This window comes from Arcobacter suis CECT 7833 (genome assembly GCF_003544815.1).
Classification (GTDB): domain Bacteria; phylum Campylobacterota; class Campylobacteria; order Campylobacterales; family Arcobacteraceae; genus Aliarcobacter; species Aliarcobacter suis.
Window position 1 is genome coordinate 1,355,127 of the sequence record NZ_CP032100.1, and the last position, 26,820, is coordinate 1,381,946.

Annotated in this window: 27 protein-coding genes and 3 tRNA genes; 15 read left to right on the forward strand and 15 right to left on the reverse strand. The window is 27.8% G+C overall.

The genetic code is table 11. The features are described 5' to 3' along the window. The first annotated feature begins 11 nt into the window (after positions 1 to 11). Positions 12 to 1,967, forward strand: a complete 1,956-nt coding sequence (gene metG / locus ASUIS_RS06925) for a methionine--tRNA ligase (RefSeq protein ID WP_118887656.1) — start codon at positions 12 to 14, stop codon at positions 1,965 to 1,967. After that, a complete protein-coding gene (locus ASUIS_RS06930; protein WP_118886335.1) occupies positions 1,967 to 2,965 on the forward strand; it encodes a peptidoglycan synthetase in 999 nt (332 codons plus the stop codon). Before metG ends, ASUIS_RS06930 begins: the two co-directional genes overlap by 1 nt. Position 2,966: 1 nt before the next feature. Here the strand turns inward: ASUIS_RS06930 and ASUIS_RS06935 are convergent, their stop codons facing one another. Continuing rightward, positions 2,967 to 3,623, reverse strand: coding sequence for a S24 family peptidase (locus tag ASUIS_RS06935; RefSeq protein WP_118886336.1), 657 nt, complete (start codon positions 3,621 to 3,623; stop codon positions 2,967 to 2,969). A 318-nt stretch (positions 3,624 to 3,941) separates the two neighbouring features. Between ASUIS_RS06935 and ASUIS_RS06940 the strand changes: the two genes are divergently transcribed. The 5 genes from ASUIS_RS06940 to ASUIS_RS06960 all read left to right on the forward strand — a co-directional run bounded on the left by ASUIS_RS06940 (position 3,942) and on the right by ASUIS_RS06960 (position 9,532). Beyond that, the gene (locus ASUIS_RS06940; RefSeq protein ID WP_118886337.1) at positions 3,942 to 4,190 is read left to right on the forward strand and encodes an OadG family protein; all 249 of its coding nucleotides are present in this window, start codon (positions 3,942 to 3,944) and stop codon (positions 4,188 to 4,190) included. A 5-nt stretch (positions 4,191 to 4,195) separates the two neighbouring features. Further along, positions 4,196 to 6,010 (forward strand): biotin/lipoyl-containing protein, encoded by a 1,815-nt coding sequence (locus tag ASUIS_RS06945; protein ID WP_118886338.1) that lies wholly within the window; start codon positions 4,196 to 4,198, stop codon positions 6,008 to 6,010. A gap of 16 nt (positions 6,011 to 6,026) precedes the next feature. Further along, complete coding sequence (locus ASUIS_RS06950) at positions 6,027 to 7,349, forward strand: sodium ion-translocating decarboxylase subunit beta (protein WP_118886339.1); 1,323 nt, start codon at positions 6,027 to 6,029, stop codon at positions 7,347 to 7,349. Positions 7,350 to 7,375: 26 nt separating this feature from the next. Then, positions 7,376 to 8,956, forward strand: a complete 1,581-nt coding sequence (pckA, locus tag ASUIS_RS06955) for a phosphoenolpyruvate carboxykinase (ATP) (RefSeq protein ID WP_118886340.1) — start codon at positions 7,376 to 7,378, stop codon at positions 8,954 to 8,956. An 81-nt stretch (positions 8,957 to 9,037) separates the two neighbouring features. Further along, positions 9,038 to 9,532 carry a hypothetical protein gene (locus ASUIS_RS06960; RefSeq protein WP_118886341.1) on the forward strand — a complete coding sequence of 165 codons (495 nt, stop codon included), beginning with the start codon at positions 9,038 to 9,040 and terminating at the stop codon, positions 9,530 to 9,532. A 21-nt stretch (positions 9,533 to 9,553) separates the two neighbouring features. Here the strand turns inward: ASUIS_RS06960 and ASUIS_RS06965 are convergent, their stop codons facing one another. Beyond that, positions 9,554 to 10,585 (reverse strand): bifunctional 3,4-dihydroxy-2-butanone 4-phosphate synthase/GTP cyclohydrolase II, encoded by a 1,032-nt coding sequence (locus ASUIS_RS06965; RefSeq protein ID WP_118886342.1) that lies wholly within the window; start codon positions 10,583 to 10,585, stop codon positions 9,554 to 9,556. A gap of 174 nt (positions 10,586 to 10,759) precedes the next feature. Here ASUIS_RS06965 and ASUIS_RS06970 point away from each other — a divergent pair. The 3 genes from ASUIS_RS06970 (at position 10,760) to ASUIS_RS06980 (ending at position 11,055) form a co-directional block, all read left to right on the forward strand. After that, positions 10,760 to 10,836, forward strand: a tRNA-Met gene (locus ASUIS_RS06970). A gap of 32 nt (positions 10,837 to 10,868) precedes the next feature. Further along, positions 10,869 to 10,945: transfer RNA gene (locus ASUIS_RS06975), tRNA-Met, on the forward strand. Between the two features lie 33 nt (positions 10,946 to 10,978). Continuing rightward, positions 10,979 to 11,055 (forward strand) — tRNA-Thr (locus ASUIS_RS06980). Between the two features lie 404 nt (positions 11,056 to 11,459). On the opposite strand, the gene glyS is transcribed toward ASUIS_RS06980, so the two are convergent. Genes glyS through ribA form a run of 7 tightly spaced genes read right to left on the reverse strand, consistent with a single transcriptional unit; the run spans position 11,460 to position 15,775 of the window. Then, on the reverse strand, positions 11,460 to 13,475 hold the full coding sequence (gene glyS, locus ASUIS_RS06990; protein WP_118886343.1) for a glycine--tRNA ligase subunit beta: 2,016 nt from the start codon (positions 13,473 to 13,475) through the stop codon (positions 11,460 to 11,462). Beyond that, positions 13,468 to 13,623 (reverse strand): hypothetical protein, encoded by a 156-nt coding sequence (locus ASUIS_RS13700; RefSeq protein ID WP_192894453.1) that lies wholly within the window; start codon positions 13,621 to 13,623, stop codon positions 13,468 to 13,470. The genes glyS and ASUIS_RS13700 overlap by 8 nt, the downstream gene beginning before the upstream one ends. 48 nt (positions 13,624 to 13,671) lie before the next feature. Next, positions 13,672 to 13,950: a hypothetical protein gene (locus ASUIS_RS06995; protein WP_118886344.1), complete on the reverse strand. Its 279-nt coding sequence runs from the start codon at positions 13,948 to 13,950 to the stop codon at positions 13,672 to 13,674. Between the two features lie 59 nt (positions 13,951 to 14,009). Continuing rightward, positions 14,010 to 14,387: a hypothetical protein gene (locus ASUIS_RS07000; RefSeq protein WP_118886345.1), complete on the reverse strand. Its 378-nt coding sequence runs from the start codon at positions 14,385 to 14,387 to the stop codon at positions 14,010 to 14,012. Positions 14,388 to 14,397: 10 nt separating this feature from the next. Further along, positions 14,398 to 14,616: a PP0621 family protein gene (locus ASUIS_RS07005; RefSeq protein WP_118886346.1), complete on the reverse strand. Its 219-nt coding sequence runs from the start codon at positions 14,614 to 14,616 to the stop codon at positions 14,398 to 14,400. Beyond that, complete coding sequence (gene rsmG / locus ASUIS_RS07010) at positions 14,616 to 15,200, reverse strand: 16S rRNA (guanine(527)-N(7))-methyltransferase RsmG (RefSeq protein WP_226799875.1); 585 nt, start codon at positions 15,198 to 15,200, stop codon at positions 14,616 to 14,618. Before rsmG ends, ASUIS_RS07005 begins: the two co-directional genes overlap by 1 nt. Continuing rightward, entirely contained in the window at positions 15,200 to 15,775 is a 576-nt protein-coding gene (gene ribA / locus ASUIS_RS07015; RefSeq protein WP_118886347.1) for a GTP cyclohydrolase II, read from the reverse strand. Before ribA ends, rsmG begins: the two co-directional genes overlap by 1 nt. A gap of 59 nt (positions 15,776 to 15,834) precedes the next feature. Between ribA and hemB the strand changes: the two genes are divergently transcribed. Then, the gene (gene hemB, locus ASUIS_RS07020) at positions 15,835 to 16,809 is read left to right on the forward strand and encodes a porphobilinogen synthase (RefSeq protein ID WP_118886348.1); all 975 of its coding nucleotides are present in this window, start codon (positions 15,835 to 15,837) and stop codon (positions 16,807 to 16,809) included. A 179-nt stretch (positions 16,810 to 16,988) separates the two neighbouring features. Here hemB and ASUIS_RS07025 read toward each other — a convergent pair whose 3' ends face one another. Further along, positions 16,989 to 17,783, reverse strand: coding sequence for a TIR domain-containing protein (locus ASUIS_RS07025; RefSeq protein WP_118886349.1), 795 nt, complete (start codon positions 17,781 to 17,783; stop codon positions 16,989 to 16,991). Between the two features lie 517 nt (positions 17,784 to 18,300). Here ASUIS_RS07025 and ASUIS_RS07030 point away from each other — a divergent pair. Both ASUIS_RS07030 and ASUIS_RS07035 read left to right on the forward strand, forming a co-directional pair. Continuing rightward, a complete protein-coding gene (locus tag ASUIS_RS07030; RefSeq protein WP_118886350.1) occupies positions 18,301 to 19,536 on the forward strand; it encodes a PAS domain-containing sensor histidine kinase in 1,236 nt (411 codons plus the stop codon). Next, positions 19,533 to 20,213 (forward strand): response regulator transcription factor, encoded by a 681-nt coding sequence (locus ASUIS_RS07035; RefSeq protein ID WP_118886351.1) that lies wholly within the window; start codon positions 19,533 to 19,535, stop codon positions 20,211 to 20,213. The genes ASUIS_RS07030 and ASUIS_RS07035 overlap by 4 nt, the downstream gene beginning before the upstream one ends. Here the strand turns inward: ASUIS_RS07035 and ASUIS_RS07040 are convergent. Genes ASUIS_RS07040 through ASUIS_RS07050 form a run of 3 tightly spaced genes read right to left on the reverse strand, consistent with a single transcriptional unit; the run spans position 20,190 to position 23,119 of the window. Continuing rightward, complete coding sequence (locus ASUIS_RS07040; RefSeq protein WP_118886352.1) at positions 20,190 to 20,882, reverse strand: anaerobic ribonucleoside-triphosphate reductase activating protein; 693 nt, start codon at positions 20,880 to 20,882, stop codon at positions 20,190 to 20,192. The genes ASUIS_RS07035 and ASUIS_RS07040 overlap by 24 nt on opposite strands. Beyond that, the gene (nrdD, locus tag ASUIS_RS13875; protein ID WP_118886353.1) at positions 20,860 to 21,027 is read right to left on the reverse strand and encodes an anaerobic ribonucleoside-triphosphate reductase; all 168 of its coding nucleotides are present in this window, start codon (positions 21,025 to 21,027) and stop codon (positions 20,860 to 20,862) included. The genes ASUIS_RS07040 and nrdD overlap by 23 nt, the downstream gene beginning before the upstream one ends. Further along, positions 21,002 to 23,119 carry a ribonucleoside triphosphate reductase gene (locus ASUIS_RS07050; protein WP_118886354.1) on the reverse strand — a complete coding sequence of 706 codons (2,118 nt, stop codon included), beginning with the start codon at positions 23,117 to 23,119 and terminating at the stop codon, positions 21,002 to 21,004. The genes nrdD and ASUIS_RS07050 overlap by 26 nt, the downstream gene beginning before the upstream one ends. A gap of 224 nt (positions 23,120 to 23,343) precedes the next feature. Between ASUIS_RS07050 and argF the strand changes: the two genes are divergently transcribed. Further along, entirely contained in the window at positions 23,344 to 24,273 is a 930-nt protein-coding gene (gene argF, locus ASUIS_RS07055; RefSeq protein WP_118886355.1) for an ornithine carbamoyltransferase, read from the forward strand. Continuing rightward, on the forward strand, positions 24,274 to 25,641 hold the full coding sequence (gene hemN, locus ASUIS_RS07060) for an oxygen-independent coproporphyrinogen III oxidase (RefSeq protein WP_118886356.1): 1,368 nt from the start codon (positions 24,274 to 24,276) through the stop codon (positions 25,639 to 25,641). A gap of 18 nt (positions 25,642 to 25,659) precedes the next feature. Here hemN and ASUIS_RS07065 read toward each other — a convergent pair whose 3' ends face one another. Together ASUIS_RS07065 and ASUIS_RS07070 are read right to left on the reverse strand one after the other, a co-directional pair. Beyond that, complete coding sequence (locus ASUIS_RS07065; protein ID WP_118886357.1) at positions 25,660 to 25,860, reverse strand: PLDc N-terminal domain-containing protein; 201 nt, start codon at positions 25,858 to 25,860, stop codon at positions 25,660 to 25,662. 14 nt (positions 25,861 to 25,874) lie between these two features. Next, positions 25,875 to 26,816 carry a tetraacyldisaccharide 4'-kinase gene (locus ASUIS_RS07070; RefSeq protein ID WP_118886358.1) on the reverse strand — a complete coding sequence of 314 codons (942 nt, stop codon included), beginning with the start codon at positions 26,814 to 26,816 and terminating at the stop codon, positions 25,875 to 25,877. Positions 26,817 to 26,820 lie beyond the last annotated feature (4 nt).

Consider the following 26,820-nt stretch of genomic DNA (forward strand, 5'->3'; position numbering starts at 1 on the left):
AAGAGGTAATAATGGAAGAATCTTGCAAAAATGTTTATATAACAACACCAATTTATTATGTAAATGATGTAGCTCATATTGGTCATGCATACACTACAATCATAGCTGATATGTTAGCTAGATACTCAAGATTAACTGGTTTAAATACATTTCTTCTAACAGGAACTGATGAACATGGACAAAAAATCTCTCAAAGTGCTGAACTTAGAGGAAAAACTGCAAAAGAATATGCAGATGAAATTTCAGGTAAATTTAGAGCTTTATGGGATGATTTTGATATTACTTATGATAAATTCATTAGAACTACGGACGAAGAGCATAAACTAGGTGTTCAAAAAGCTTTTCAAACTATGTTTGATAAAGGTGATATTTACAAAGGTGAATACGAAGGTTTTTATTGTGTATCATGTGAGACATTTTTTACAGAAAAACAGTTAGTTGATGAGCAATTTTGTCCAGATTGTGGAAGACCAACTTCTATTGTAAAAGAAGAGAGTTATTTCTTTAAATTATCAAAATATGAAGATAAATTAATCAAATGGTATGAAGAAAATGAAGATTGTATCTTACCAAGAGCTAAAAAAAATGAAATTTCTAACTTTGTAAAAGGTGGATTAAGAGATTTATCGATTTCAAGAACTTCTTTTGATTGGGGTGTTAAATTACCTGATTCGATGAATGAACCAAAACATGTTATGTATGTTTGGTTAGATGCTTTAATGAATTATATTACAGCACTTGGATATGGAACTGATGACAAAAATATGAATTTTTGGCCAGCAAATGTTCAATTAGTTGGAAAAGATATTTTAAGATTCCATGCTATTTATTGGCCAGCCTTTTTAATGTCTTTGGATTTACCTCTTCCAAAACACATCGCAGCTCACGGATGGTGGACAAGAGATGGCGAAAAAATGTCTAAATCAAAAGGTAATGTTGTAGATCCAAAACTTGTAGCTGATGCTTATGGATTAGATGCATTTAGATATTTTATGTTAAGAGAAGTTCCATTTGGACAAGATGGAGATTTTTCACAAAAAGCTTTAATTGATAGAATTAATTCAGATTTAGGAAATGATTTAGGAAATTTATTAAATAGAATTTCTGGTATGAGTGGAAAATATTTTGATTATAAAGTAAGTTCAGTTGATGTTGAAAAATTCCATGCAAAAGAATTGGCAGAAATTGATGCAATTTTAGGAAATGTTGAAGCTTATATTTTTAATATGCAAATCAATAGATATTTGGAAGATTTGTGGAAAGTATTAACAATTGCGAATAAAGCAATAAATGATTATGAACCATGGAATTTAATGAAAGATGGAAAATCTGATGAAGCTATGGCATTAGTTGCATTAATTACAAATATCATGGCTAAAGTTGCCCTACTTTTAGATTCTGTAATGCCTGAAAAAATCTCTTTAATTGCTCAATCTTTAGGAATAAAAATTGATACAGCAACATATAACTCTTTAATTAAAAATAAAAATTTAATTCCTGATACAGTTATCACAAAAGTTGATCAATTATTCCCCCGAATCGAAGAAGTTTTATTAGAGCAACCTGCTTCTTCTGATATTACTAAATCAGAGTGTGAAATGAAAAATGAAAAAACAAAAGAAGTATCAGTTGAAGATGATAATTTAATCACTATTGATCAATTTTTCCAAACAACTTTAAAAATTGGAACAATAGTTGAAGCAGAAGAAGTTCCAAAATCAGCAAAATTATTAAAACTACAAGTTGATTTAGGTGAAGGAAGAAATAGACAAATTTTAGCTGGAATCAAAGAATATTATTCTGCTGAAGAACTTGTAGGAACTCAAGCTTGTGTTGTTGCAAACTTAAAACCTGCAAAATTAATGGGAATGATAAGTGAAGGTATGTTGATGGCAGCTCGTGATGAAAATGGTTTATCATTATTAAGACCACAAGCTCCTAAAAAATCTGGAACAAAAATAAGCTAGTGCAAATCTCATCTATTTTAGATATTGTTGATGGAAGTTTATTAAACTCTCCATCAATCTCTTTTATTTATTCAATCAAAACTAATGCAAAAAAAGTCAAAGAAGGTGATTTATTTATAGTAAGAGATATAAATGATATTGAATTAGCTATAAAAAATGGTGCTTTTGCAATTATTCTTGAAATAAACTCACCTATTCTTGATAATGAAATTGCTTGGATAAAAGTAGAAAATATAGATGCTTGTATCATTAAATTAATAAGATATAAATTATCAATTTTAGATTTAAAAGCCTACTCTTGCGATAAAATAACTTATCAGTTATTAAAAATTTATTCTTCAAACTTCTCAAAAAGTATTAAATTAATACCAAATAAATTAGAAAATCTATTTAAAAATATAGATGAAATAGTACTAGATGATATAATTATTTCATCTAATCAAGAAATATTAAATAAAATCTATCCTTACAATAAAGATTTTAATAAAATTACTACTACTTTAGAAATAGAAAATTTAATAGAACATTCATTATTTGAAACCTCTTTTTCATACAATAACTCATATTTCTCAAAATTAAAAATTCCTAGTTTATATTTAGCCCAATTTTTAAGAGTTTATAATTTTTTAGGTGGGAATATAGATTTTGGGAAATTAAAACTATTTAATAACCTAAAACCACTTTTTATAGATAGAAATTTTAATTTAATTGAATTTGGTAAAAGTGATAGATTTATTATTTCTCAAGATACAAAGAATTTATATTCAAATGAAATATTGTATATGAAAATAAAATATAAATATGCAAAAACTATTTTTATTACATCTGAATATATCGATTATTTAAAAAAAGATGAACAAATTATTATAAATAATCTTGATGAATTAAAACCTATTTTAAGGAAATTAAAATTTAATGCCATATATTTAATGGGTTTTAATTACACTCAAGTTCAAACATATCTTCTAAAAAGTGAAAATCCTTTAACTCTTTTTTAAACTAATACACCATTCCAAAAGAGCTTATTACTTTACCTAATATTTCTAATTCATTTTTATTTAAAATTTGAGAAGGATAATCTTTATTATCAGAAATAATATCCAACTTTCCATCAACTCTTCTTTGTATTCTTTTTACAAATAAACCATGTGTTGTTGTAAATGCATAAATTCCATCTCTTGATACATCATTTTTTGTTTTATCAATAAATATAATATTATCGCTATTTAAAGTTGGTTCCATTGAATCCCCTACTACATTAATAGCATCAATATTTTTAAGATTCTCTTTTCCTCCTAACATAGATACAAAATAAGTTGGTAATTGTAATGATTCATAATTGTCATTTGCTTCATAAGCCCCACCCCCAGCACTTACTGCTACACTAGGATAATATTTAATCCAATATTTATCTGTTGTATCAACCAAAGAACCTGGATTTTGGTCATATAAAAGCCAGTTAATTGAAATCTTCTTTTTTGCACAAAAATTAAGAATATTTGAAAAAGGAATTTTCCCTCTATTTTTCATCGTTGCAAAATTAGCTTGACTTAATTCTAAAGAATTTGCCACATCTTTATCAAATACTTTACCGTTTTTCCCATCAGCACTTAAAATATCTTTTAATTTTTCAATAATTTCATCAACTATTAACATAAAGTTCTCCTTTTTATCTTGAAAAACAATTATATTACAAAATGAAATATTTTTCAAGTAATTTTATTAAATATTATAATATTTGAAATATTTTATTAAAAAAGGATTCAATATGACAATTAAATTAATGAAAACAAAAGCAGATATAATTAAAATGATAACTAAACTTGATAATTTTATTTATGAATTTGGAGAAAAAATATTATAAATATTAAATTTAGAAATTTAATAAAAATCAAATGAAAATATAAATATTACTAAAGCAACTTTTATATATTATTACGATGACAATTACAGATAGTAACCATGGAGAGTATTATGGAAATAAACTTAGTAGCAGAGTCAATAAAATTCATGTTTTTAGGAATGGGCGTAGTATTTGCATTCTTAACAATAATGATATTTGTCTTAAAAGCGCAAGGCGCAATATTAACAAGATTTTTCCCAGAAAAAGAAAAAATTGTAAATATAGTGGTACCAAGAAGTGAAAATACAAATAATATAGAAGCTGCGAAGATAGCTGCAGTAATAGCAGCAGTACAACATCATAAAAATCTAAAAGGTTAAAATATATGTCTAAGAAATATATAGATATTATGGATACAACTTTTAGAGACGGATTTCAATCTGTCTTTGGAGGAAGAGTCCTAATGAATGATTTTTTTCCAGCTGTGCATGCTGCAAAAGAAGCTGGAATAACACACTTTGAGTTCGGTGGAGGAGCAAGATTCCAATCTTTATTCTTCTATCTTCAAGAAAATGCATTTGAAATGATGGATAAATTTAGAGAAATCACAGGTCCAGATGCAAACTTACAAACTTTAGCTCGTGGTATCAACACTGTTATGCTTGATACTGGTTCAAGAGAATTAATCGACTTACATGCAAAAATGTTCGCAAAACATGGAACAACAACAATCAGAAATTTTGATGCCTTAAATGATGTTCAAAACCTTGAATACTCTGCTGAATGTATTAAAAAATATGGATTAAACCATGAAGTAGTTGTAACACTTATGGATTTACCTCCAGGTTGCTTTGGTGCTCATGATGTTCCTTTTTATGAAAAGACTCTAAGAAATATTCTAGATAGTGGATTGCCTTATGATTCAATTTGTTTTAAAGATGCATCAGGAACTTCAAGTCCGCAAAAAATCTATGAAACAATCCAAATGGCAAGAAGATTAGTTGGAGATAACACTCATATTAGACTTCATACTCATGAAACTGCAGGTGTTTCAGTTGCTTGTTATTTAGCTGCTTTAGAAGCTGGTGCTGATGGTATAGATTTAGCTGCATCTCCAGTATCTGGTGGAACTAGCCAACCTGATATTTTAACTATGCTTCATGCAGTAAAAGGTAAAAACTTTGATTTGGGTGGTTTAGAAATTGATAAAATTCTAAAATACCAAGAGACTTTAAATCATTGTTTAAAAGATTACTTTATTCCACCAGAAGCTACACAAGTTTCTCCATTAATTCCTTTTTCTCCAATGCCAGGTGGTGCATTAACTGCAAATACTCAAATGATGAGAGATAATGGAACTTTAGATAAATTTCCAGAAGTTATAAAAGCAATGAGAGAAGTTGTTGAAAAAGGTGGATACGGAACATCTGTAACTCCAGTTTCACAATTTTATTGGCAACAAGCATACGCAAATGTAATGTTTGGACCATGGAAACAAATAGCTCCTGGTTATGGGAAAATGGTTTTAGGTTACTTTGGTAGAACTCCAGTTGAACCAGATGCTGAAGTTGTTAGACTTGCAAGTGAAAAATTAAAACTTGAACCAACAAAAGAGAATCCTTTAGATATAGCAGATAGAGATGAAAAGAAAAAAATATCTGTGTGGAAACAAAGATTAGAACTTGAAGGTATAGAAACAAGTGATGAGAATATATTCATAGCAGCAGCATGTGATGAAAAAGGGATAGCATTTTTAAAAGGTGAATCACCATTAAATGTTAGAAAGAATGATGATAAAAATTGTAATTTAGGAGAGAATAAAATGGCTAATGCAAATGGAAATTATACGGTAATAGTAGATGGACAAAAATTTAATGTAACAATAGCAGAAGGTAATGCAAATATTCAAGTAACACCAGTTGCGAATACTGTAGCAACACCAGTTGTAGCACCAGTTGTAGCACCAGTTGCAACACCTGCATATTCAGGAACAGCAGTTCCAGCAGCAGTAAATGGAGCAGTATGGAAGATACTAGTAAAAGAAGGTGATACAGTTGAGAAAGATCAACAAATAATGATATTAGAAGCAATGAAAATGGAGATAGATATAACAGCTCCAGTTTCAGGTGTTATAACTAAAATTTTAGTTAACAATACTGATGCTGTTGAAGAAGGAGAAACATTAGCCTTTATTGGTTAATGTTGTGAAGTAATTAATGAAAAAAAATATATTAATAGCTTTTTTTCTAATATTTTCTATTTTTGCATCAAATAGTTTCGCTAATAATGTTGTAGTAGATGAAAAACAAGAGAAACAAACATACCATTCAAAAACAATGAGTGAATTAGTTGATTCTTTTTATGCAACAACAGGTATTAAAGCACTATTTCAACCACAAGAAGGTGTAAAAGATTCACGTGGAAAAGATATGACTCTATTTGCACAAGGTGCAGGAAGAATCATAATGATTTTTATTTGCTTTTTACTATTTTATTTAGCAATTAAAAAAGGCTTTGAACCACTACTATTAATTCCTATTGGATTTGGAGGATTATTAGCTAATATTCCAATTGCAAATATGGCAGGACAAGATGGAATGTTAGGAATTATCTATAGTATGGGTATTACTAATCAATTTTTTCCATTATTAATTTTCATGGGTGTTGGGGCAATGACAGACTTTGGTCCATTATTAGCTAATCCAAAAACTGCACTTTTAGGTGGAGCAGCTCAATTTGCAATATTTGGTTCACTTGTTGGTGCAGTTGTATTATCAACTTATGTACCAGGAATCAATTTTACGCTAGAACAAGCGGCAGCTATTTCTATTATTGGAGGAGCGGATGGACCAACATCAATATTTGTTGCTTCAAAACTAGCACCTGAATTACTTGGTGCAATTGCTGTTGCTGCATATTCATATATGGCATTAGTTCCGTTAATTCAACCTCCAATTATGAGAGCATTAACAACAGATACAGAAAGAAAAATTAAAATGACAACCCTAAGAAAGGTATCAAAACTAGAGAAAATTGTGTTTCCTTTAGTAGTTTTATCCTTAGCTATTTTAATTCTTCCAGATGCTGCACCATTAATTGGAGCATTATGTTTAGGAAATTTTGCAAGGGAATCAGGAGTTGTTGATAGACTTTCTGATACAATGCAAAATTCATTAATTAATATTGTAACGATATTTTTAGGATTAGGTGTAGGTTCAAAACTAGCATCAGAGCAATTTTTAGTACCAGAAACTTTAGGGATTATGGTAATTGGATTATTAGCATTTTCAGCAGGAACAGCTGGAGGGGTTATAATGGCTAAATTAATGAATTTAGTTAGTTCAAAAGATAATCAGATTAATCCTTTAATTGGAGCAGCTGGAGTATCAGCTGTGCCAATGGCAGCAAGGGTTGTAAGTAAAGAAGGTCAGCTTTATGACAAATCGAACATTTTATTAATGCATGCGATGGGTCCTAATGTGGCTGGTGTTATTGGTTCAGCAGTCGCGGCTGGTGTACTTTTATCGATATTTAAATAAAAATTAACAAGTAGGAAAGTTAAATTATGTCTGGAATTAAAGACTCATTAGGTTTAGAAAACGTTGGAATTATTAAAAGAAATTTAGATGTAGATACATTAATAAAAGATGCAGTAGAAAAAGAAGGTGCAAAAGTATCTTCAACTGGTGCTTTAATGATTGATACTGGTATTTTTACGGGAAGAAGTCCTAAAGATAAATTTTTTGTAAATCAAGATCCATCTAATAAATATATTGCTTGGGGAGATATTAATCATAAAGTATCAAAAGAAGTTTATGAAGATTTATTAAAAAATTCAAAAAAACAACTTAGTAATAAAGACATTTATGTAACAGATGTATACTGTGGTGCATCTTTAGATTCTAGAAAATCTATTAGGTTTATTACGGAAGTTGCTTGGCAAGCACATTTTATTCAAAATATGTTTATTGTTCCTCAAACTCAAGAAGAGTTAGATAATTTTAAACCAGATTTTACAATATATAACTCTTGTAAAACAGTAGATATGGCATATGCTAGCCATGGTTTACATTCAGAAGTTTATGTTATTTTTAATATTGAAGATAATGTCGCAATAATTGGTGGAACTTGGTATGCAGGTGAAATGAAAAAAGGTGTATTCTCTATGATGAATTACTGGCTTCCATTAGAAGATAAACTTCCTATGCATTGTTCAGCAAATATTGGAAAAGATGGCGATACAGCATTATTCTTTGGTCTTTCAGGAACAGGGAAAACCACACTTTCAACAGATCCAAAGAGAGCTTTAATTGGTGATGATGAACATGGTTGGGACAATAAAGGTATTTTTAACTTTGAAGGTGGTTGTTATGCAAAAGTTATAAATTTAGATAAAAGTAGTGAACCTGAGATTTTTGATGCAATCAAAAAAGGTGCAATTTTAGAAAATGTTATTGCTGATGCAAATGGAGTCGTTGATTATACTGATGGCTCAAAAACTGAAAATACAAGAGTTTCTTATCCTTTAGAACATATCCCTAATCATACTCCTGATATGAGGGGTAATCATCCAACTAATATTATTTTTCTATGTGCAGATGCATTTGGAGTATTACCTCCAGTTGCTAAACTTGATAAACAACAAGCAATGTATTACTTTTTAAGTGGTTATACTGCAAAAGTTGCAGGAACTGAAAGAGGTATAACTGAACCAGTTGCAACATTCTCTTCTTGTTTTGGAGAAGCATTCTTACCTCTAAATCCAACAGTTTATGCAGAATTATTAGGTAGAAAAATTGATCAACATAAAGTAAATGTTTATTTAGTAAATACAGGATGGACTGGTGGTGCATATGGTACTGGTTCAAGAATGAGTATCAAAAATACAAGAGCTTGTATTAATGCAATTTTAGATGGTTCAATAAATGAATCAGAATTTGAAGTTTTACCAGTATTTAATTTAAAAATTCCAAAAACTCTAAAAGGTGTTGATACAGAAGTATTAAATCCAAGAAATACATGGAAAGATAAAGAATCTTATGATGAAACAAAAAGAAAATTAGCATCAATGTATATTAAAAACTTTAAAAAATACTTAACTTTAGAAAGTGAATTTGATTTCACAGCTGCAGGACCATCTTTATAAGATATAATTGTTTCTATAAAGTGTATTATTTAAGGAGTGAAAATTTTCACTCCTTTTTTAATATAAAAATAGGAGAAAATTATGAAATTGTCTAAATTTTTAGAAGATATAAAAAATAATCAAGAAGAAGTTGTATACTACTGTTGTAATCATGTACTATCAAAGAAATTTGATATAAATAATGATTCTATTGATAATGAAGTATTAAAAGGTTTATTTATTAATTATGATAATTTTACAAAAGCTTTAAACGATTCTGCTGGTATAATTTATAAAAAATATGAAGCTGAATTAGATGATGTATATAAAACAATATGTAAAGTTTTTAATGAAGAGTCAGATAATGCTTATTTATTCAACTATAGAATGGCAAGAATTGTAAATCAAGAACCTAGACAATTTTTAGATATTGAAGATAAAGATACTCAAGAAACTGTAATACAAAAATTTGAAGATAAAATTAATGCTATTTTAGAATCAAAATATTATAAAGAAAATGAAGATAAACTATCTCAAAATTTAATTATTCCTCAAAAAACTTTAGAATTAATAAAATCTGCAGTTGGTATTTATTGATTTATTTAAATAAAGTGCTTTTTAGCACTCTATTTGAATTTCTTCAACTATTTTAAGTCCAAAACCTTGTAAACCTACAAAAGAGTGTTTTCCTCCACTTGTCATAAGTTTAATTTGTTTTATACTTAAACAATTTAAAATTTGAGCCCCTATTCCATAATCTTTTTGAGACTCTTTAGTTCTCATTTCATCACTTAAAAATATTAACACTCCACCTTTAGCTTGTAAAAAGTTTATAGTTTTTAACATTGAATGTAATTTTTCATCATTTAAAAAAAGATTGATATCAGGAGTTATTGTATGAAATTTTATAGCACTAACTTCTTTTATTTCACCAAAAACTATTGCTGTATGAATATTTCCTAAATGATCTTTAAACTCTTTTTGAATTACATCAGAAGAGAAGAATTTTTTATTTACACTTGAAATCTCTTCAACTAATTTTTCATGAGATAATCTATATTCTACTAAATCTGAAATATATACTTGTTTCATATCATGTTTATTAGCAAAAATATCTAAATCATCACGTCTAGCCATTGTTCCATCTTCTTTCATGATTTCGCAAATAACTGCTTCCCCATTAAGTCCTGCAAGTTTACATAAATCAACGCTTCCTTCTGTATGTCCTGTTCGAACTAATACTCCACCATCTTTTGCAATTAAAGGGAAGATATGTCCAGGTCTTACTAATTCAAGAGCATTAGAGATTGGATTTGAAAGAATTTTGATAGTATCATCTCTCTCTTTTGCACTAATTCCTGTACTTGCATCTGCCGCATCAACAGAAACTGTAAATGCTGTTTCATAAGATGAAGTATTAGAGCTAACCATAGGATTTAATTGTAACCTATTTGCTGTTTCTTTAGTAACAGAAACACAAATTAAACCTTTTGCATGAGTAGCCATAAAATTAACTTTTTCAGGACTACTTAAAGGTGCTGCATAAACTAAATCTCCTTCGTTCTCTCTATCTTCATCATCCAACATTATTACCATATTACCTTTTTGAATCTCTTTTATAGCTTCTTGTACTCTTTGTATTGCATTCATATTTCTTCTTTATTATTGATTATTTTTAATTAATTTATTATATCAAAAAATCCAAAAATTAATCTAAAAAGACTTGACAATAGATACTTATTTAACTATAATTCCACCACTTAACTTAAGTGATAAAGTAATGGTTTTTAGTACCATTATTTGAGGGTTCAAGCCCTTATAAATCGCGGAATAGAGCAGCTAGGTAGCTCGTCGGGCTCATAACCCGAAGGTCATAGGTTCAAATCCTATTTCCGCAACCAATTTTAATATTTGTTTTAAAATGTTGTCTTATGTCAAGGTAGCTCAGCTGGCTAGAGCGCTGGTCTCATAAGCCGGAGGTCGAGGGTTCGAGTCCCTCTCTTGACACCATTTTAAAGCAAATATATGCTTTATTTTTTAGGTGCTGGTGTAGCTCAGTTGGCTAGAGCAGCTGATTTGTAATCAGCAGGTCGGGGGTTCGACTCCCTTCACCAGCTCCACTAAAAAACTTCTTATTTAACAATCAATATTTTATAAATTCACTTGAAAAATTAATTTTTAATTGTTTGGATTCTCGAAAAATATATAATTTGTAGAATAATCAGAAAACTCAAAATAAACTTTTCTTTCATTTTCATCTTTTTTAAAATTTAGATTTTCATCAAGAAAACCATACCCATATCGATATGATCTTACTTCTTTGTCATCTGTCCCATTTGCAGTTGATAATTTATCAATAGCTATAAATCTTTTTATTAGCTTTTCTCCAGCATAAATTTCTAAAACACCATTTACACCAGTTCAATTTTGAACATATCTACTTATTTTATTTTGTTTTTCCTCACAACCATTAATAAATAAAATTATTGCAATAAAGCTTGGAATTAATATTATTTTTTTCATACTAAATTGTAATCTCTTTAATATCAGCAATTTTTCTAAATCCTTGATACACTAAACCTATTAAATTCTTTCTGTTTGTTTTTATTTTTTCATTTTCATGATTTACAAAAACATTATCAAAAAAACTATCTAATTGTGGTTTTAAAGCAAACAGTGCTTCTAATTCTTCATCATAAGTTATAAAAGATTTGAAATTTACTTCATTATATTTTGTATATAACTCTTTTTCTTCACTATTTTCTAATAAATCTTCATCAATTGTAAGTTTAACCGTAGTATCGACATCTTTAATGATATTTGCAACTCTTTTAAATGTTGCAACATAATCTTTAAAATTGTCACTTTGTACTATTGGATTTAACGCACAAATCTTTTGAGAAATTTTGTAAATATCAGTTTCTCCACTTGCAAGAACGGCTTTTAATACAGTAGGATTTACTTCAAAAATTTTAAATAATCTTTCATTAAAGAACTCAATTAATACTTTTTTGTCTAAATTTTTGTAGTGATGTGATAATTCATCAATAATTTTTGATAAATCTATTGATAATTTATGCTCCATTGCAATTTTTACAATTCCTGCTGCTGCTCTTCGTAAAGCAAATGGATCTTTTGAACCTGTTGGAATTTTCCCAGCACTAAATAATCCCATTAAATTATCTAATTTATTTGATAAAGCAATTATTGAAGAAAATACATTTGATGGAAGTTCTGAATCTTCACCATCTGGCAAATATTGTTCTTTTAAAGCTGTATAAACTAACTCATTTTCACCTGCAAGTTTTGCATAATAATATCCCATAAGTCCTTGTAATTCTGTAAACTCATAAACCATTTCAGACATTAAGTCAGCTTTTGAAAGCATTACAGCTTTTTCTAAAAGTTCTTTCTCTTTTACTTCAAAAATATCTGCTAAATAAGAAGCAATTTTTGCTTCCCTTTCACATTTTTCATACATTGAACCAAGACCTTCAACAAAAACAAGTTTTTTAAGTCTTTCATTTGATAAACCATTTTTAATGTCATTTTTATAAAAAAACATTGCATCAGCAAGTCTTGGTCTTAATACTTTTTCATTTCCAGCGATTATATATCCAAAATCATCTGTTTTTGAGTTTGAAACAACAATAAAATTATTTGTTAAATTTCCATCTTTATAAACTGCGAAATATCTTTGGTTTTCTTTCATAGAAGTTACAATTACTTCTTCTGGTAACTCTAAAAACTCAACATCAAATTTTCCAATTAAAGCTGTTGGGTATTCAGTGATTGCAACAACCTCTTCTAAAAGTTCTTTATCAATTTCGATTTTGATATTATGTCTTTGTTCAATATCTTTCATTTGTGAAAGTATTTTTTCTCTTCTTTCATCTGGATATAAAATAACTCCATTTTTATCAAGTTTACAGAAATAATCACCTGCAAAAGAGTAAGAGAATGGTTCATAAGAAACCATTCTATGAGCAAATGAAAAATTAGATGATTTAACTCCAAAAAGTTCAGCATCAACAATTTCTTCACCTAAAATTATAGATAAACTTCTAATTGGTCTAATAAAACTATCAGTTCTACTTGCCCATCTCATAGATTTTCCAAAATTTAATGAATGAACAAATTCATTTACCATATCATTTAATAAATTCTTTGATTCAGTTCCAACAACTTCTTGTTTGAAATATAAAACTTCACCTTTCCCTAAATCTATCTTATCTAAAGCACTAACATCAACTCCACACTTAGCTGCAAAACTAATAGCAGCTCCGGTAGCAACACCATCTTTATAAGCTATTTTAACAGGTGCTCCAAATTGTTCAACTGTTGAATCTTCTTGTTTTGCTTGAAATTCTCTATGCCATAATACTAATCTTCTTGGTGTATAAAAAAAATCAAAATCACAAAGTAATCTATTTTTTTCTAAAATTTCACTCCACTTTTTTTCAATATTTGGTAATTCATTTAAAAATGGAATCGCTGGTAATTCTTCTACACCAATCTCAATTAATAATGGTTTATTCATCTATTTTATCCTTGTTAGAGTTCTTTTTTTCATTTTCTTCAATCTTATCTGTATGTTTTTTTATTTGTTGTCTATTAAAGTTGATTATGAACATGGCAACCATAATAACAAACATAATAAGTATTATTGTGTCTAATATATCTTTCACATTTATCCTAAGTTTTATCTAATAAAAGGCTGTTATTTTAGCTAAAAGTCACTTATTCTTAAGTAAATCCATAAGTCTAGAACCATTATTCATAGAAGGTGGATTAAATAAATCTTCTTTATTTATATGACACTCTTTACATGAAGCTAAATTCTGATGTTCAATTCTATTTGACTTAATAAGAGTATTTTGAGAGTGACAAGCAAAACAATCTCCACCACACTCAACCATAGTTGTTGGAGTTTTAGTATGACACGATACACAACTAACTAAAACTTGATGATGTTTTTCTTTTATGGATTCTTTTAAAACTGGATGACAAGCCATACAATCTCCACTACAGGCATATGAATAGAGAGATAAAAGAATAAGGAATAAAAAAATTCTCATTTTTGATTAATTAACTCTTTAAAAATTGCTCCATCTATTTGAGCTTTTGCAGTTTGTTCAAACTCTTCGTTTGAATTAATGATTACAAGATTTTTAGAATCATACATATAATTATCAGCAATTTTTTGTATTTGTGTCGCTAAATCATTTTCTGAAATTATATATTTCGCATTTAAATTATTACTATAAATTGCATCTTTTATTGATGTTACAATAACAGCTGATGAAAGTTCATTTTCGTAAGAATATTTTAATAATTCAAGATTATAAAAAAATAGAAGTGTTGAATTTGCTTTTGTATTTACTATTTCTTCTATACTTGAAACAAAAAAAATATTTTCATAAGGTAAATTTTTATCCCCTAAAATAATCATAAAAAGCCTTTTATTTATTCTCTAAACACTCTTTTGAGCAATAAAATTTTCCATTACTCAAAATAGCTTCTTTTTGTGAAACATAAGTTTTACAAGTTGGACACTCTACCATTTCATCTTCGATTTTTTCATTTTTTTTAGTGATAATATCTTTTTCTCTAGTTTTTTTAAAAAAAAGAATATAAGCTAAAAATGCCATTATTACAACTGCAATTATTTTTAAAACCATTATTTGCCTTTTATATAAAGATAATTTCTATCTTTTCTATTTACTATTTTATAATCATTTATTTTTGCTATTTCTATTTCTGATTCAAGCATTGAACCTTTATAGAAAAGATATGAACTATTTTCTTTTTTAATATTTTTTGTAATATCTAAAAGTAAAGAAGTGTTTGTAACTGCTCTTGAAGTTATCAAATCAACTTGTAAATTTTTAACCTGCTCTACTCTACTACAAATAACTGTTAAATTATCTAGTTTTAAAGAAGCTTTTACAAAATTTAAAAAAGATACTCTTTTTATTCGAGGTTCTATTAAATATGATTTCATATCTCTTAAAGCCATTGCAAGTATAAGTCCTGGATAACCAGCACCCGTACCAATATCTGCAAAACTTTCATATTTTTCTATAAAATTTAAAGGAAATAAAGAGTCCAAAATATTTTCTTCAATATCACTTCGTGTGAGTCTTCCACTAAGATTATGAACCATTCCCCATTGTTGAAGTAGTTTTATAAAAACATCACAATCTTCGTAGAATTTATCTTCAAAAAAGAGGTTGTTTTCTTCTAATAATTGTTTAAAAATCATTAAAGAATATGCCCCATTTGTTCTTTTTTAGTTAATAAATAACCTTCGTTATATTTATTTGATTTAGTGATTGCAGGAATTCTTTCCGCAATCTCTATTCCTAATGATTCAACATACTCAATTTTTTTAGGATTATTAGTTATTAGTTTTAACTTTTTCACACCTAAATCTTTAAAAATATGTCCAACTATAGAGTAATTCCTATCATCTTCACCAAAACCTAATTCTAAATTTGCTTGAATTGTGTTTCTTCCTTGGTCTTGAAGTGCATAAGCATTTACTTTATTTACTAAACCTATGTTTCTACCTTCTTGTCTATGGTAAATTACTAAACCACCCTGCTCTGCAATAAATTTTAATGATAAATCTAATTGATTTTGACAATCACACTTTAAACTTCCAAGTGTATCGCCTGTTAGGCACTCTGAGTGAATTCTTACAAATGGAGAATCAATGTTTTCAAAATCTTGACTCATAATTGCCAAATGTTCTTGATTGCCATCTTTGTAAGCTTTTATTTTGAATTTTCCGTATTTTGTAGGTAAGTTAGCTATATTTGATTGTATTATATTCATTTGTATTTAAACCTTAAACTGTTAAAATCCTAGGATTATAACCAAAAGAGGTAAATAGAATGTTTAAACGATTTAGAAGATTAAGAATAAATGAAACTTTAAGAAATTTAGTTCAAGAAACTACATTAACACCAGATGATTTCATATATCCATTATTTGTAAGAGAAGGAAGTGGTATAAAAACAGAAGTTTCTTCAATGCCAGGTGTTTTTCAAATGAGTATTGATGAAATATTAAAAGAGTGTGAATATTTAATAAGTATTAATTTAAAAGCCATTATATTATTTGCCATTCCTGATGTAAAAGATTCAGTTGGAAGTGAGTGTTTATGTAATGAAAGTATAATTGCAAGAACAATCAAAGCTATAAAAGCAAAATTTCCACAAATGTTTATTGTAACTGATTTATGTTTTTGTGAATATACAGACCATGGACATTGTGGAATACTTGACCCAAAAACTGGAAGTGTTGATAATGATAAAACATTAGAGATTTCTGCTCAACAAGCACTTGTTCACGCTCGAGCTGGTGCTGATATGATTGCACCATCAGGTATGATGGATGGAATTATTACAACACTTAGAACTGCTTTAGATGAAAATGGATTTAGAAATCTGCCAATAATGGCTTATTCAACAAAATTTGCAAGTGGATATTATGGACCATTTAGAGATGTGGCTGAATCAACTCCATCATTTGGAGATAGAAGAACTTATCAAATGAATCCTGCAAATAGACTAGAAGCAATTGAAGAATCACTTGAAGATGAAAAAGAAGGTGCTGATATTTTAATGGTAAAACCTGCCCTTGCATTTTTAGATATAGTAAGAGACATAAGAAATGCTTCAAATCTTCCTTTATGCGTTTATAATGTAAGTGGAGAATACGCTATGCTAAAACACGCTGGAATTGCTGGATTGATTGATTATGAAAGAGTTATGATGGAAACAATGATTGCGTTTAAAAGAGCTGGTGCTAATATCATTATCTCTTACCATGCAAAAGAGGTTTGTGAACTTTTAAGAAAAGCTTAAAATACTATTGCTCAAATTGAGAAAATAAGAGTTATTTGGAAATAAGAAGCTAGAGATAAAGGAAGAGGCTTTAATGAAATTTGCTTGTAAAATAGCAAAATATAAAGCCTCTAGGATAGATAATTTTAAGTTTGGTAAAGCTCAAAAATTATTGTCGCTCTTGAGAGGATGTATTAATATTAAATATTATCTTTACTAACATTATATCCTGAAGCTCTTAATTCATCTACAAGCTTGTATTGCCAAGCTTTATGCTCATCCATCAGCGTATAAACTAAACCACTAATATCACCAGGAGTTTCAACACTTCCTTTTACTAAAGCCATAGTATTTTCTCTCCCTAGTTTAGCCATTAAATAGCCATGTTCTAGAACTACATTTTGTCTAGCTCTTGATTGAAGTGAATCTATAGTTTTTCCACCAACATCACATTCAGTGTATAAAATAACTCCAAATCCTACCTTACTTGTATAATTTTCTATTTTTTCTATAACCGTATCACTTCTACTTACTTGATCTCTTAAAACAATTGGTTCTAAATTTAATTTTCTTAATAACTCAGAAACTTGACTTATCGCTAATTCATCATGACCATGAACAATAAATACTTTATTTGAAGTAGTTATAGATATTTGTGAATTTTGAGTAGGTATAACACTTTCTGTAATATTATCTTTCCATTCTTCAACTTCTTCAATGAAAGCTTCAAAAAGTGCTTTACTATTTTCTATAGCTTTTTCATAAATTTTAATTAGATTACTTTGTTCAGTATGAAAAGGTACAATGGGTTCAAATTCTATGTCTTCAAAAGCGAAAGAATTTATTCTATGGATGAAAATTTCTTTTAAATACCTATTAGTTTTTAATTTAAACTTTGTAAGCATAGAGTCTTTATTATAATCTATATATTTAGGTAATTTGTCTAAATCTTCTAATAATATATGTAATTTTTCAAGAGCTTTCTCTTTTGTCATTTATATCCTTTAAAATAAAAGTAATAATTCTATTCCAAAAACAATAAAGACATCATATGTAACAAATTGTAATGATCTTGCAAAATATTATATATTTGGACATAATCTTTTGAAAAAATATAAAGGAGGTTTTTATGTTTACTGTTGAAGATATTGCTGAAGCTGTAAAAGATGGTACACCTATTGAACAACTTTATAAAAAGTTTGGTGTTTTTTTTATATATCCCTAAAGTAATAGCTGAATTCAACGGACTACAAAATACAATGTGAGTATGAATACTATTTAAAATTATACGAGAGCATAAACCTAGACAAGCAACACTTTTTTAATTTTCACCTAATACATAATTCTAATAATTCATCTTTAATTTTATTAATTATAAATTAACAAAATTCTGAAAAAATGTTTAAAATCAAAGCTAACTATAAATAAAAAAAATTAAGGAGAAAGTAACACTAAAGGCTATACAATTTATTTTTAACAAAAACATCTGCAACTTTTGGAACTAAATAAAAAATGAACAAAACTTATCAAGAAGCAATTGAAAATTCAAATATTGTCTCAAAAACAGATATAAATGGAATTATCACTTTTGTAAATGATGAGTTTTGCAAAATCTCTGGATACTCTTATGATGAACTGATTGGTCAAAATCATAATATCGTAAGACATCCAGAAGTTCCAACTTCAAATTTTGAAAATCTGTGGAATACAATACTTTTAAAAAAACCTTATAAAGCAACAGTTAAAAATCTTACAAAAGATGGAAAAACTGTATATTTAAACACTACAATAACCCCTATTTTAGATGAATTTAAAAATATAATAGAGTTTATCGCTATTAGATATGATGTAACTGCTGAAGTTGAACTCAAAAAAAATCTTGAAATTAAAGAAAAAGAACTTGAGCAGTTAAATCTAAATCTTGAACTAAAAATCCTTGAACAAACAAAACAATTAAAAGAGTTAAATAAAACATTAGAACAAAGAGTCGAAGAAGAGATTAAAAAAAATGAAGAGAAACAAAAACTTCTTTTTTGGCAATCAAGAATGGCAAGTCTTGGGCAAATGCTTGGAAATATTGCCCATCAATGGAGACAACCTTTAACTGAATTAAATCTAACTTTATTTAATATAAAAAAAGCCTCTATAAATCACAATGAAAAAAAAGTTGAAGAGTTATATAAAGAGAGTAAAGATTTGATTTTTAGTATGTCCACAACTATTGAAGATTTTACAAACTTTTTTAATCCTCTAAAAGAGAAAAAAAGCTTTGAAATAAAAGATGCAATAAATGAAGCTTTGATAATTTTAAGAAAACTAATAGAAATTGAAAATATAAATATCAAAATAGATATACCAAATAACTATAAAATTTTAGGTGTATCAAACGAACTATCACAAGTGATAATAAACTTAATTCAAAATGCTAAAGATGCCTTTATTCAAAATAATACAAAAGATAAAGAGATTTCAATAAGCCTAACGGAAGAACAAAATTTAGATAAAAAATACGCAATACTTGAAATAAAAGATAATGCAGGTGGAATATCAAATGAAAATCTTGAAAAAATCTTTGAACCCTACTTTACAACCAAACATAAATCACAAGGAACAGGACTTGGACTTTTTATGTCTAAAATGATTATTGAAAAAAGTCTTGATGGAACTTTGAATCATAAAAATATTGATGGTGGTTCAATTTTTTGTATTAGTATATTTTTAAATAATGATATGGATTTAACAAAATGAAAAAAGAGTTGTTGAAAAACCTAAAAATCTTAATTGTAGAAGATGAAAAAAGATTAGCTCAATTGCTAAAAGATAGTATTTCTAACTCTTTCTTTTCTGTTATTATTGCTTCAAATGGAGAAGATGGTCTAAAAAAATTTAAAAGCTTTAAACCTGATATTATAATAACAGATATTATGATGCCTTTTTGTGATGGATTGGAAATGACTTTACAAATAAAAGAGTTAGATGAATCTATTCCAATTATAGTTTTAAGCGCCCATTCTGATAAGGAAAAACTTTTAAAAGCTATTGATTTGGGAATAAATAAATATTTTATCAAACCTTTTGATCCAGAAGAATTACTTGAACATATAAATAAATTAGCATTAAAACTAAATAAACAAAAACAATCAAAACTAAAAGAAGATTTTATTTTTGATAACAATTCTTTATCTTTGTACAAAAATAATAGTCTTATTAGTTTAACAAAAAGAGAAAAAGAGCTATTTTATCTTTTAATCAAACATAAAAATCAATTGGTTACTACTCAAGATATAAAAGAAAATCTTTGGAACAGTGAAGTAAATGATGAAGCCTTAAGAACTTTTATAAAAAGAGTTAGAATAAAAACATCAAAAGATTTAATTGAAAATGTTTCAGGACAAGGATATTTAATTTCTGTATTGGATGTTTAAAATATTACTTTTTACTTTTTCTTTATTTATAGGTCTTGAAGATTGAATATTTCCTATATTTGATGAGGTTTCAAGGAAATTTTGTAAATAATATGTATTTTTATAACCCAAAGAAGAAATAGTTTCTATCATAGAATTTATATCATTTTCATCTAAAAGGGAAGTATTTATAGTAGTTCTTAACTCAAAATCAAAATCTATTTTTATTAAATATTTTATAGTATCTATAAATTTTTCATAAAAATCTGTTCCTGTTAAGTCTTTAAATTTATACTTTGGAGCTTTAAAATCAATAGCCATATAATCAATTAATTCCAAATCTATCATCTCTTTTATCTGTTTTTTATTTGTAGCATTTGTATCAAGTTTGATTTTGAAACCTAAGTTTTTTATCTCTTTACAAAAAGGAATAAGATTGTGAATGGTAGCTTCTCCACCTGAAAGAACTACTGCATCAAGAAGACCAACTCTTGTTTTTAAAAAATCTAAAACATCTTTAAAACTATATTTCCCTTTTTTTGTATAAACTATATTATCATTATAGCAATACAAACATCTAAAATTACAAGAAACAAACCAAATTATGCAAGATATTTGTCCTTCATAATCTGTTGTTGTAAATTTTGTTAAATCATATATTTTTTTTTCATTGGCAATTATTTGATTCATCAAACTTCACCCTTTGGATATGTTCACCTTTTTTTCCTATGTTAAAACTTTCAACTGGTCTATGGTAACCCATAACCCTAGTATAAACCATACATTTAGTTCTTTTTCCGCTATTTTTTTCAAGCAATTCTTGTTTCTTTGTCATTTTTTAGCTCCTTTTTTAAGATTTCTTCATCACATTTTGGACAATATTCATGTTCACCTTGTAAATATCCATGTATTTGACAAACTGAAAATAAAGGCGTAACCGTAATATAGGGAAGTTTATAGTTTGTAATTACATTTTTAACAAAATTCCTACAAGCTTCTATGGATGAAATCTTTTCTTTCATATACAAGTGAAGTACCGTTCCACCAGTATATTTACACTGTAATTCATCTTGTAAATCAAGTGCTTCAAAAGGGTCATCTGTATAATCAACTGGTAATTGAGAAGAGTTTGTATAATATATATTACTATTAAAACCACCTTGAATAATATCTTTGTACCTTTTTTTATCCTCTTTTGCAAATCTGTAAGTTGTACCTTCTGCTGGTGTTGCTTCAAGATTATAAAGATTTCCAGTTTCTTCTTGAAATTTAATCATCTTATCTCTCATAAAATCTAAAATTTCTATACAAAAATCATTTCCAATAGGTGAAGATAAATCTATATTTTCTCCGAAATAGTTTTTAAGCATTTCATTCATTCCATTTACACCAATTGTTGAAAAATGGTTATTAAAGTTGGGTAAATACCTTTTTGTATATGGATAAAGACCTTTATCATACATATCTTTTACAAAAACTCTTTTTTTCTCCAATGTTGATTTAGCCAATTGCATTAGTTCTTCAAGTCTTAAAAGTAAAGCATTTGGATTGTTTTTGTATAAGTATCCAAGTCTTGCCATATTTATAGTTACCACTCCAATACTTCCAGTCATTTCAGCACTTCCAAACAATCCACCACCTCGTTTTAAAAGCTCTCTTAAATCTAGTTGTAACCTACAACACATACTTCTTACATGTCCTGGTTTATAAGCTTTTTCATTTTCGATTTTATTTCCATTTTCATCTTTTATATATTGACTTCCTATAAAATTCTGAAAATAAGAACTCCCTATTTTTGCTGTATTTTCAAATAAAATATCACTGTTTTCTCCATACCAATCAAAATCTTCTGTAATATTTACAGTTGGAATTGGAAAAGTAAAAGGTTGTCCGGTTTTATCACCTTGGGTCATAACTTCATAATATGCTTTATTTATTTGATTCATCTGTTTTTGAAAATCTTTGTAAGTTAATTGTTCAAAAGATTCATAACCTTTTTGTTTTATCAAAGCCAATAATTCTTCATCTTTGAAATCTTTGAATAAATGTTGTTGATTTCTTGTTGGAATTTGATCTTTTAAATCAGCAGGAACCGTCCAATCAATAGTAATATTTGTAAAAGGACTTTGTCCCCAACGTGCAGGTACATTTAGATTATAAATAAAACTTCTTATGGCTTTTTTTATCTCTTTATATGATAATTTATCCTTAAAAACATAAGGTGCAAGATATGTATCAAAACTACTAAAAGCCTGAGCACCAGCCCATTCACTTTGAAGTATTCCTAAAAAATTTGCCATTTGTCCTAAAGCTTCTCTAAAATGATTTGGAGCAGAACTTTCAACTCTTCCTCTAACTTCATTAAATCCCTCATCCAATAAAACTCTCAAAGACCAACCTGCACAATAACCGCTTAAACAATCCAAATCATGGATATGATAATCAGCATTTCTGTGGGCATAACCCTCTTCTTTTGAATAAACTAAATCAAGCCAATAGTTCGCTATTATTTTTCCTGCACTATTATTTATAAGTCCAGCGTGAGAATATCCAGTGTTTGAATTTGCTTTTATTCTCCAATCACTTCCATTTATATATTCTTGAATAGTTTGAGTTGAATTAATATAAGTTGTATCTTTTTGAACTTGAAGCACAAGTTCTCTTTGGATTTTATGTAAATGTCTATATAAAATAAATGACTTCATAACATCAAAATATCTACTTTTGTAAAGCTCTTTTTCTATAATATCTTGAATATCTTCCACAGCAACCAATCTTTTTTGTTTTATTTCAAATAAAACATTAAAAAATACAGATATATCATATTTTGTATTTACACTTTTAAATGCTTTTTTTATTGCATCTTCTATTTTATAAGATTCAAATTCTTGTTTATTTCCATCTCTTTTTAAAATTGTTTCAATCATAGGCTAATCCTTTATAAAGATTTTGTAATTCTAGGAGAGTTTTTCTTAATTGTTTGTAAACATTTTTGTCACAAAAGTGTCATTTTCTCGAACTTTTTTGGTAATAAATCAATAAAAATCACATAATAAGAAATGAAATTAAATCGTAATCTTTTTAAATTTTAAGTAACTCTAAAGTTAAATTAAATAGAATGTTTGCTTTTATTAATTACAGAGGAAATAAAATGAGACACTTCTTAACATTAGCTGACTACTCTAAAGAAGAAATTTTAGAGATACTTGATTTAGCTAAACAAATTAAAGATGAAACTAAACAAAGAGAATTCAAAGATTATATGCCTAAAAGAACATTAGGAATGATTTTTGAAAAAAGTTCAACAAGAACTAGAGTATCTTTTGAAACAGGTATTTATCAGTTAGGTGGTATTGGTTTATTTCTTTCATCAAATGATATTCAACTAGGTCGAGGTGAGCCAATGAGCGACACTGCAAGAGTAATATCAAGAATGGTAGATATGGTGATGATTAGAACTTTTGAACAAGCTAAAATTGAAGAATTTGCAAAATATTCAAAAGTTCCTGTAATAAATGGTTTAACAACAGAGTACCATCCAGTACAACTTATGGCTGATTATATGACTATTCAAGAAGCAGGACTTGATAAAGATTTAGTTGCTGCTTATGTAGGTGATGGAAATAATATGGCTCATTCATGGCTTAATTTAGCTGCAAAACTTGGTTTTGAACTCCGAATTGCAACTCCAAAAGGTTATGAAGTTGATGCAGATATTCTTGCAAAATCTCTTGAAATGGCAAAATTAAGTGGTGCAAAAATCACTATTACAAATGATCCTAAAGAGGCAATCAAAGGTGCAACTGTTGTAACAACTGATACTTGGGTTTCTATGGGACAAGAAGCTGAAAAAGAGAGAAGAGTAAAAGATTTCACTGGTTATATGGTTGATTCAAATATGATGAAGTTAGCTCAAGAAAAAGCTATTTTCCTACACTGTTTACCTGCATATAGAGGTTATGAAGTTAGTGATGAAGTTATGGAAAGTTCTCAAAGCTTAATTTTTGAAGAAGCAGAAAATAGACTTCATGCCCAAAAAGGTGTTATGGTTTGGCTTGATAGAAAAAGAGACGAAGTATAAATGATAGATTTTAAAAAATTCGAGAAGTATTCTAGACCAGGACCTAGATATACTTCTTATCCAACTGCTCCTGAATTTAGCGAAACATTTACCCAAGAAGATTTAAAACAATACTACAAAAATCAAAGTGATGATAGAGCAATATCTCTTTATATTCATATGCCATTTTGTAGAAGTGCTTGTTATTTTTGTGGTTGTAATACAATTTTTACTTCAAAAGAAGATAAAAAAACAAGCTATATTGAGTATTTAAAAAAAGAGTTAAATATTTTAAAAAATCATTTGAATACTAATAGAGTTGTAACTCAAATGCACTTTGGTGGAGGAACTCCAACATATTTTTCTCCTGAGCAACTTGAAGAGGTGATTAATTCTGTAAAAGAAATTTTTCCAAATTTCGCATCTGATGCAGAAGTTTCATGTGAAGTGGATCCTAGATATTTCACAGTTGAACATATGAATGTTTTAAAAGCTGGTGGTTGTAACAGATTAAGTTTTGGAGTTCAAGATTTAGATGAAGAGGTTCAAAAAACAATTCATAGAATCCAACCATTTGAATTAACTCAAAATGTAATAAATATCGCAAGAAATGCTGGAATTCACTCTGTAAATACAGATTTAATTTATGGACTTCCTCATCAAACAAGAGAGAGTTTCAAAAAAACTTTAGAAAAAATGCTTACATTAAATACTGATAGATTTGCAGTATTTAATTATGCCCATGTTCCTTGGCTTATGAAAACTATGAGAAAGTTCGATGAATCAACTTTTCCAGCACCACAAGAAAAACTTGAAATGTTAAAAGATACTATTGATTTTTTCACATCAAATGGCTATAAAATGGTAGGAATGGATCACTTTGCAAAACCTGAAGATGAGTTATTTAAAGCTATTGAAAAAGGTGAATTACATAGAAATTTCCAAGGTTACACAACAAAAGGTGGAGCTGATTTAATAGGAATTGGTTTAACATCTATTGGAAATGGTGTTGATTATTATGCACAAAACTTTAAAGAATTGGAACCTTGGGAAAATGCTTTAGATAATGGAGATTTACCAGTATTTAAAGGTTATAGATTAAGTGATGATGACCAATTAAGACAATTTGTAATTATGGAATTAATGAGTAATTTCTCTTTAAATATAAGAAGAGTTGAAAATGAATTCAAAATAAACTTTAAAGAGTACTTTGCAGATGCCATACTTGCTCTTAAAGAGTTTGAAGAGGCTCAACTAATAGAAATTAGTGATGAAAAGATAAAAGTCTCACAAACAGGAACTATGCTAATTAGAAATATTTGTATGCCTTTTGATGCATATTTAAATAAAATCCCAGAAGATAAAAGAAGATTTTCTAAAACTATCTAAATAAAGTAGCAATAACTGCTACTTTATTCTTTGAGACCTTCCAAAAACTAAATATAATAAAGCTCCTAAAATAGGAAAAAAAATAGTTACAAAAATCCAAATAATTTTGTAATAACCTATAAATTTGTGTTTTAAAATATCAATTACAACATAAATATATAAAACAAAAGAAAAAACAACAAATACCATTAAAAATGATGATAATAAAATTCCAGTCATTTTAAATTTCCTTATTAAAAACTATTTATATATTCTTCCATTAAAGAAAAATCTACTTTTTCATTAATTTCTATTTCTAAATCCATCAAATATAAATTTTTTATTTTAAACTCTTTTAATTTTACAAAATCTTTTCCTGTTGTGATTATTGAATAATCTTTATTTTCTTCTTGAATTTTTAAAATATCTTCTTTTGTAAAACTATAATGATCGGGAAACGAAATCATTTTTATATCTTTTGGTAAATATTCCAATAATCTTTTTGGTTTTGAAATAGCTGTTATTAAAATAGTTTTAGCTGGAAGTTCAGATATTTTTCCATCTTTTTTTATATTAATAACTCTTTTAAAATCCGTTCCTTCTAAAAGTTCAATATCAGCTTGGGCATAAAAACCTTTTGGTTCTCTATATCCACCACTTGGCAGACAAAAAATATTTGTAGGTTCATCTTTTGGTCGAAGTAAAATATTAAATTTTGATATTTTATATTTTGAAAAACCATCATCTAAAAATATGATTTTACATTCCAACTCTTTTGCTTTTAAAATGGCTTTTATTCTATCTTCGCTTACAAGGATTGTGGCTTTTGGTAAAGAGTTTGCTAAAAGCATCGCTTCATCACCAGAAGTTTTTACATCAAGTTGAATTTTTCCATTTATTGAAACTATTTGTAAACCTTTTGAAGCTCTTCCATAACCTCGCAAGATAATGCAAACATTTTCATATTTTGAAGCCAATTTTATAGTAACTGGAGTTTTTCCACTTCCACCAACGATAATATTTCCAACTGAAATAATAGGAATTCCAAACTCTATTGGTTTTGCCATTGCTCTTTTTGTAAGGATTATTAACATATAAATAAAAGTTAGAGGAAGAAGTAAAAATGAGATTATCTTTTGAAAAGTATTAGGAAAGAAGAGGTAATCTTCAATCCATAAATGTAGTTTTTGTTTCAAGTTA

What these genes read in the sequence shown, in the direction of transcription:
- argF (WP_118886355.1), top strand. Translation starts at nt 23,344, where the DNA reads ATGAGACACTTCTTAACATTAGCTGACTACTCTAAAGAAGAAATTTTA.
- ASUIS_RS07000 (WP_118886345.1), bottom strand. Translation starts at nt 14,387, where the DNA reads ATGATTATTTTAGGGGATAAAAATTTACCTTATGAAAATATTTTTTTT.
- rsmG (WP_226799875.1), bottom strand. Translation starts at nt 15,200, where the DNA reads ATGATTTTTAAACAATTATTAGAAGAAAACAACCTCTTTTTTGAAGAT.
- ASUIS_RS06950 (WP_118886339.1), top strand. Translation starts at nt 6,027, where the DNA reads ATGAAAAAAAATATATTAATAGCTTTTTTTCTAATATTTTCTATTTTT.
- glyS (WP_118886343.1), bottom strand. Translation starts at nt 13,475, where the DNA reads ATGAATAAACCATTATTAATTGAGATTGGTGTAGAAGAATTACCAGCG.
- ASUIS_RS06995 (WP_118886344.1), bottom strand. Translation starts at nt 13,950, where the DNA reads ATGGCTTGTCATCCAGTTTTAAAAGAATCCATAAAAGAAAAACATCAT.
- ASUIS_RS06965 (WP_118886342.1), bottom strand. Translation starts at nt 10,585, where the DNA reads ATGAATGCAATACAAAGAGTACAAGAAGCTATAAAAGAGATTCAAAAA.
- ASUIS_RS06935 (WP_118886336.1), bottom strand. Translation starts at nt 3,623, where the DNA reads ATGTTAATAGTTGATGAAATTATTGAAAAATTAAAAGATATTTTAAGT.
- ASUIS_RS07005 (WP_118886346.1), bottom strand. Translation starts at nt 14,616, where the DNA reads ATGGTTTTAAAAATAATTGCAGTTGTAATAATGGCATTTTTAGCTTAT.
- hemN (WP_118886356.1), top strand. Translation starts at nt 24,274, where the DNA reads ATGATAGATTTTAAAAAATTCGAGAAGTATTCTAGACCAGGACCTAGA.
- ASUIS_RS07040 (WP_118886352.1), bottom strand. Translation starts at nt 20,882, where the DNA reads ATGAATCAAATAATTGCCAATGAAAAAAAAATATATGATTTAACAAAA.
- ASUIS_RS07025 (WP_118886349.1), bottom strand. Translation starts at nt 17,783, where the DNA reads ATGACAAAAGAGAAAGCTCTTGAAAAATTACATATATTATTAGAAGAT.
- ASUIS_RS07065 (WP_118886357.1), bottom strand. Translation starts at nt 25,860, where the DNA reads ATGACTGGAATTTTATTATCATCATTTTTAATGGTATTTGTTGTTTTT.
- pckA (WP_118886340.1), top strand. Translation starts at nt 7,376, where the DNA reads ATGTCTGGAATTAAAGACTCATTAGGTTTAGAAAACGTTGGAATTATT.
- ASUIS_RS06940 (WP_118886337.1), top strand. Translation starts at nt 3,942, where the DNA reads ATGGAAATAAACTTAGTAGCAGAGTCAATAAAATTCATGTTTTTAGGA.
- ribA (WP_118886347.1), bottom strand. Translation starts at nt 15,775, where the DNA reads ATGAATATAATACAATCAAATATAGCTAACTTACCTACAAAATACGGA.
- hemB (WP_118886348.1), top strand. Translation starts at nt 15,835, where the DNA reads ATGTTTAAACGATTTAGAAGATTAAGAATAAATGAAACTTTAAGAAAT.
- ASUIS_RS07050 (WP_118886354.1), bottom strand. Translation starts at nt 23,119, where the DNA reads ATGATTGAAACAATTTTAAAAAGAGATGGAAATAAACAAGAATTTGAA.
- ASUIS_RS06960 (WP_118886341.1), top strand. Translation starts at nt 9,038, where the DNA reads ATGAAATTGTCTAAATTTTTAGAAGATATAAAAAATAATCAAGAAGAA.
- metG (WP_118887656.1), top strand. Translation starts at nt 12, where the DNA reads ATGGAAGAATCTTGCAAAAATGTTTATATAACAACACCAATTTATTAT.
- ASUIS_RS07030 (WP_118886350.1), top strand. Translation starts at nt 18,301, where the DNA reads ATGAACAAAACTTATCAAGAAGCAATTGAAAATTCAAATATTGTCTCA.
- ASUIS_RS06945 (WP_118886338.1), top strand. Translation starts at nt 4,196, where the DNA reads ATGTCTAAGAAATATATAGATATTATGGATACAACTTTTAGAGACGGA.
- ASUIS_RS07035 (WP_118886351.1), top strand. Translation starts at nt 19,533, where the DNA reads ATGAAAAAAGAGTTGTTGAAAAACCTAAAAATCTTAATTGTAGAAGAT.
- nrdD (WP_118886353.1), bottom strand. Translation starts at nt 21,027, where the DNA reads ATGACAAAGAAACAAGAATTGCTTGAAAAAAATAGCGGAAAAAGAACT.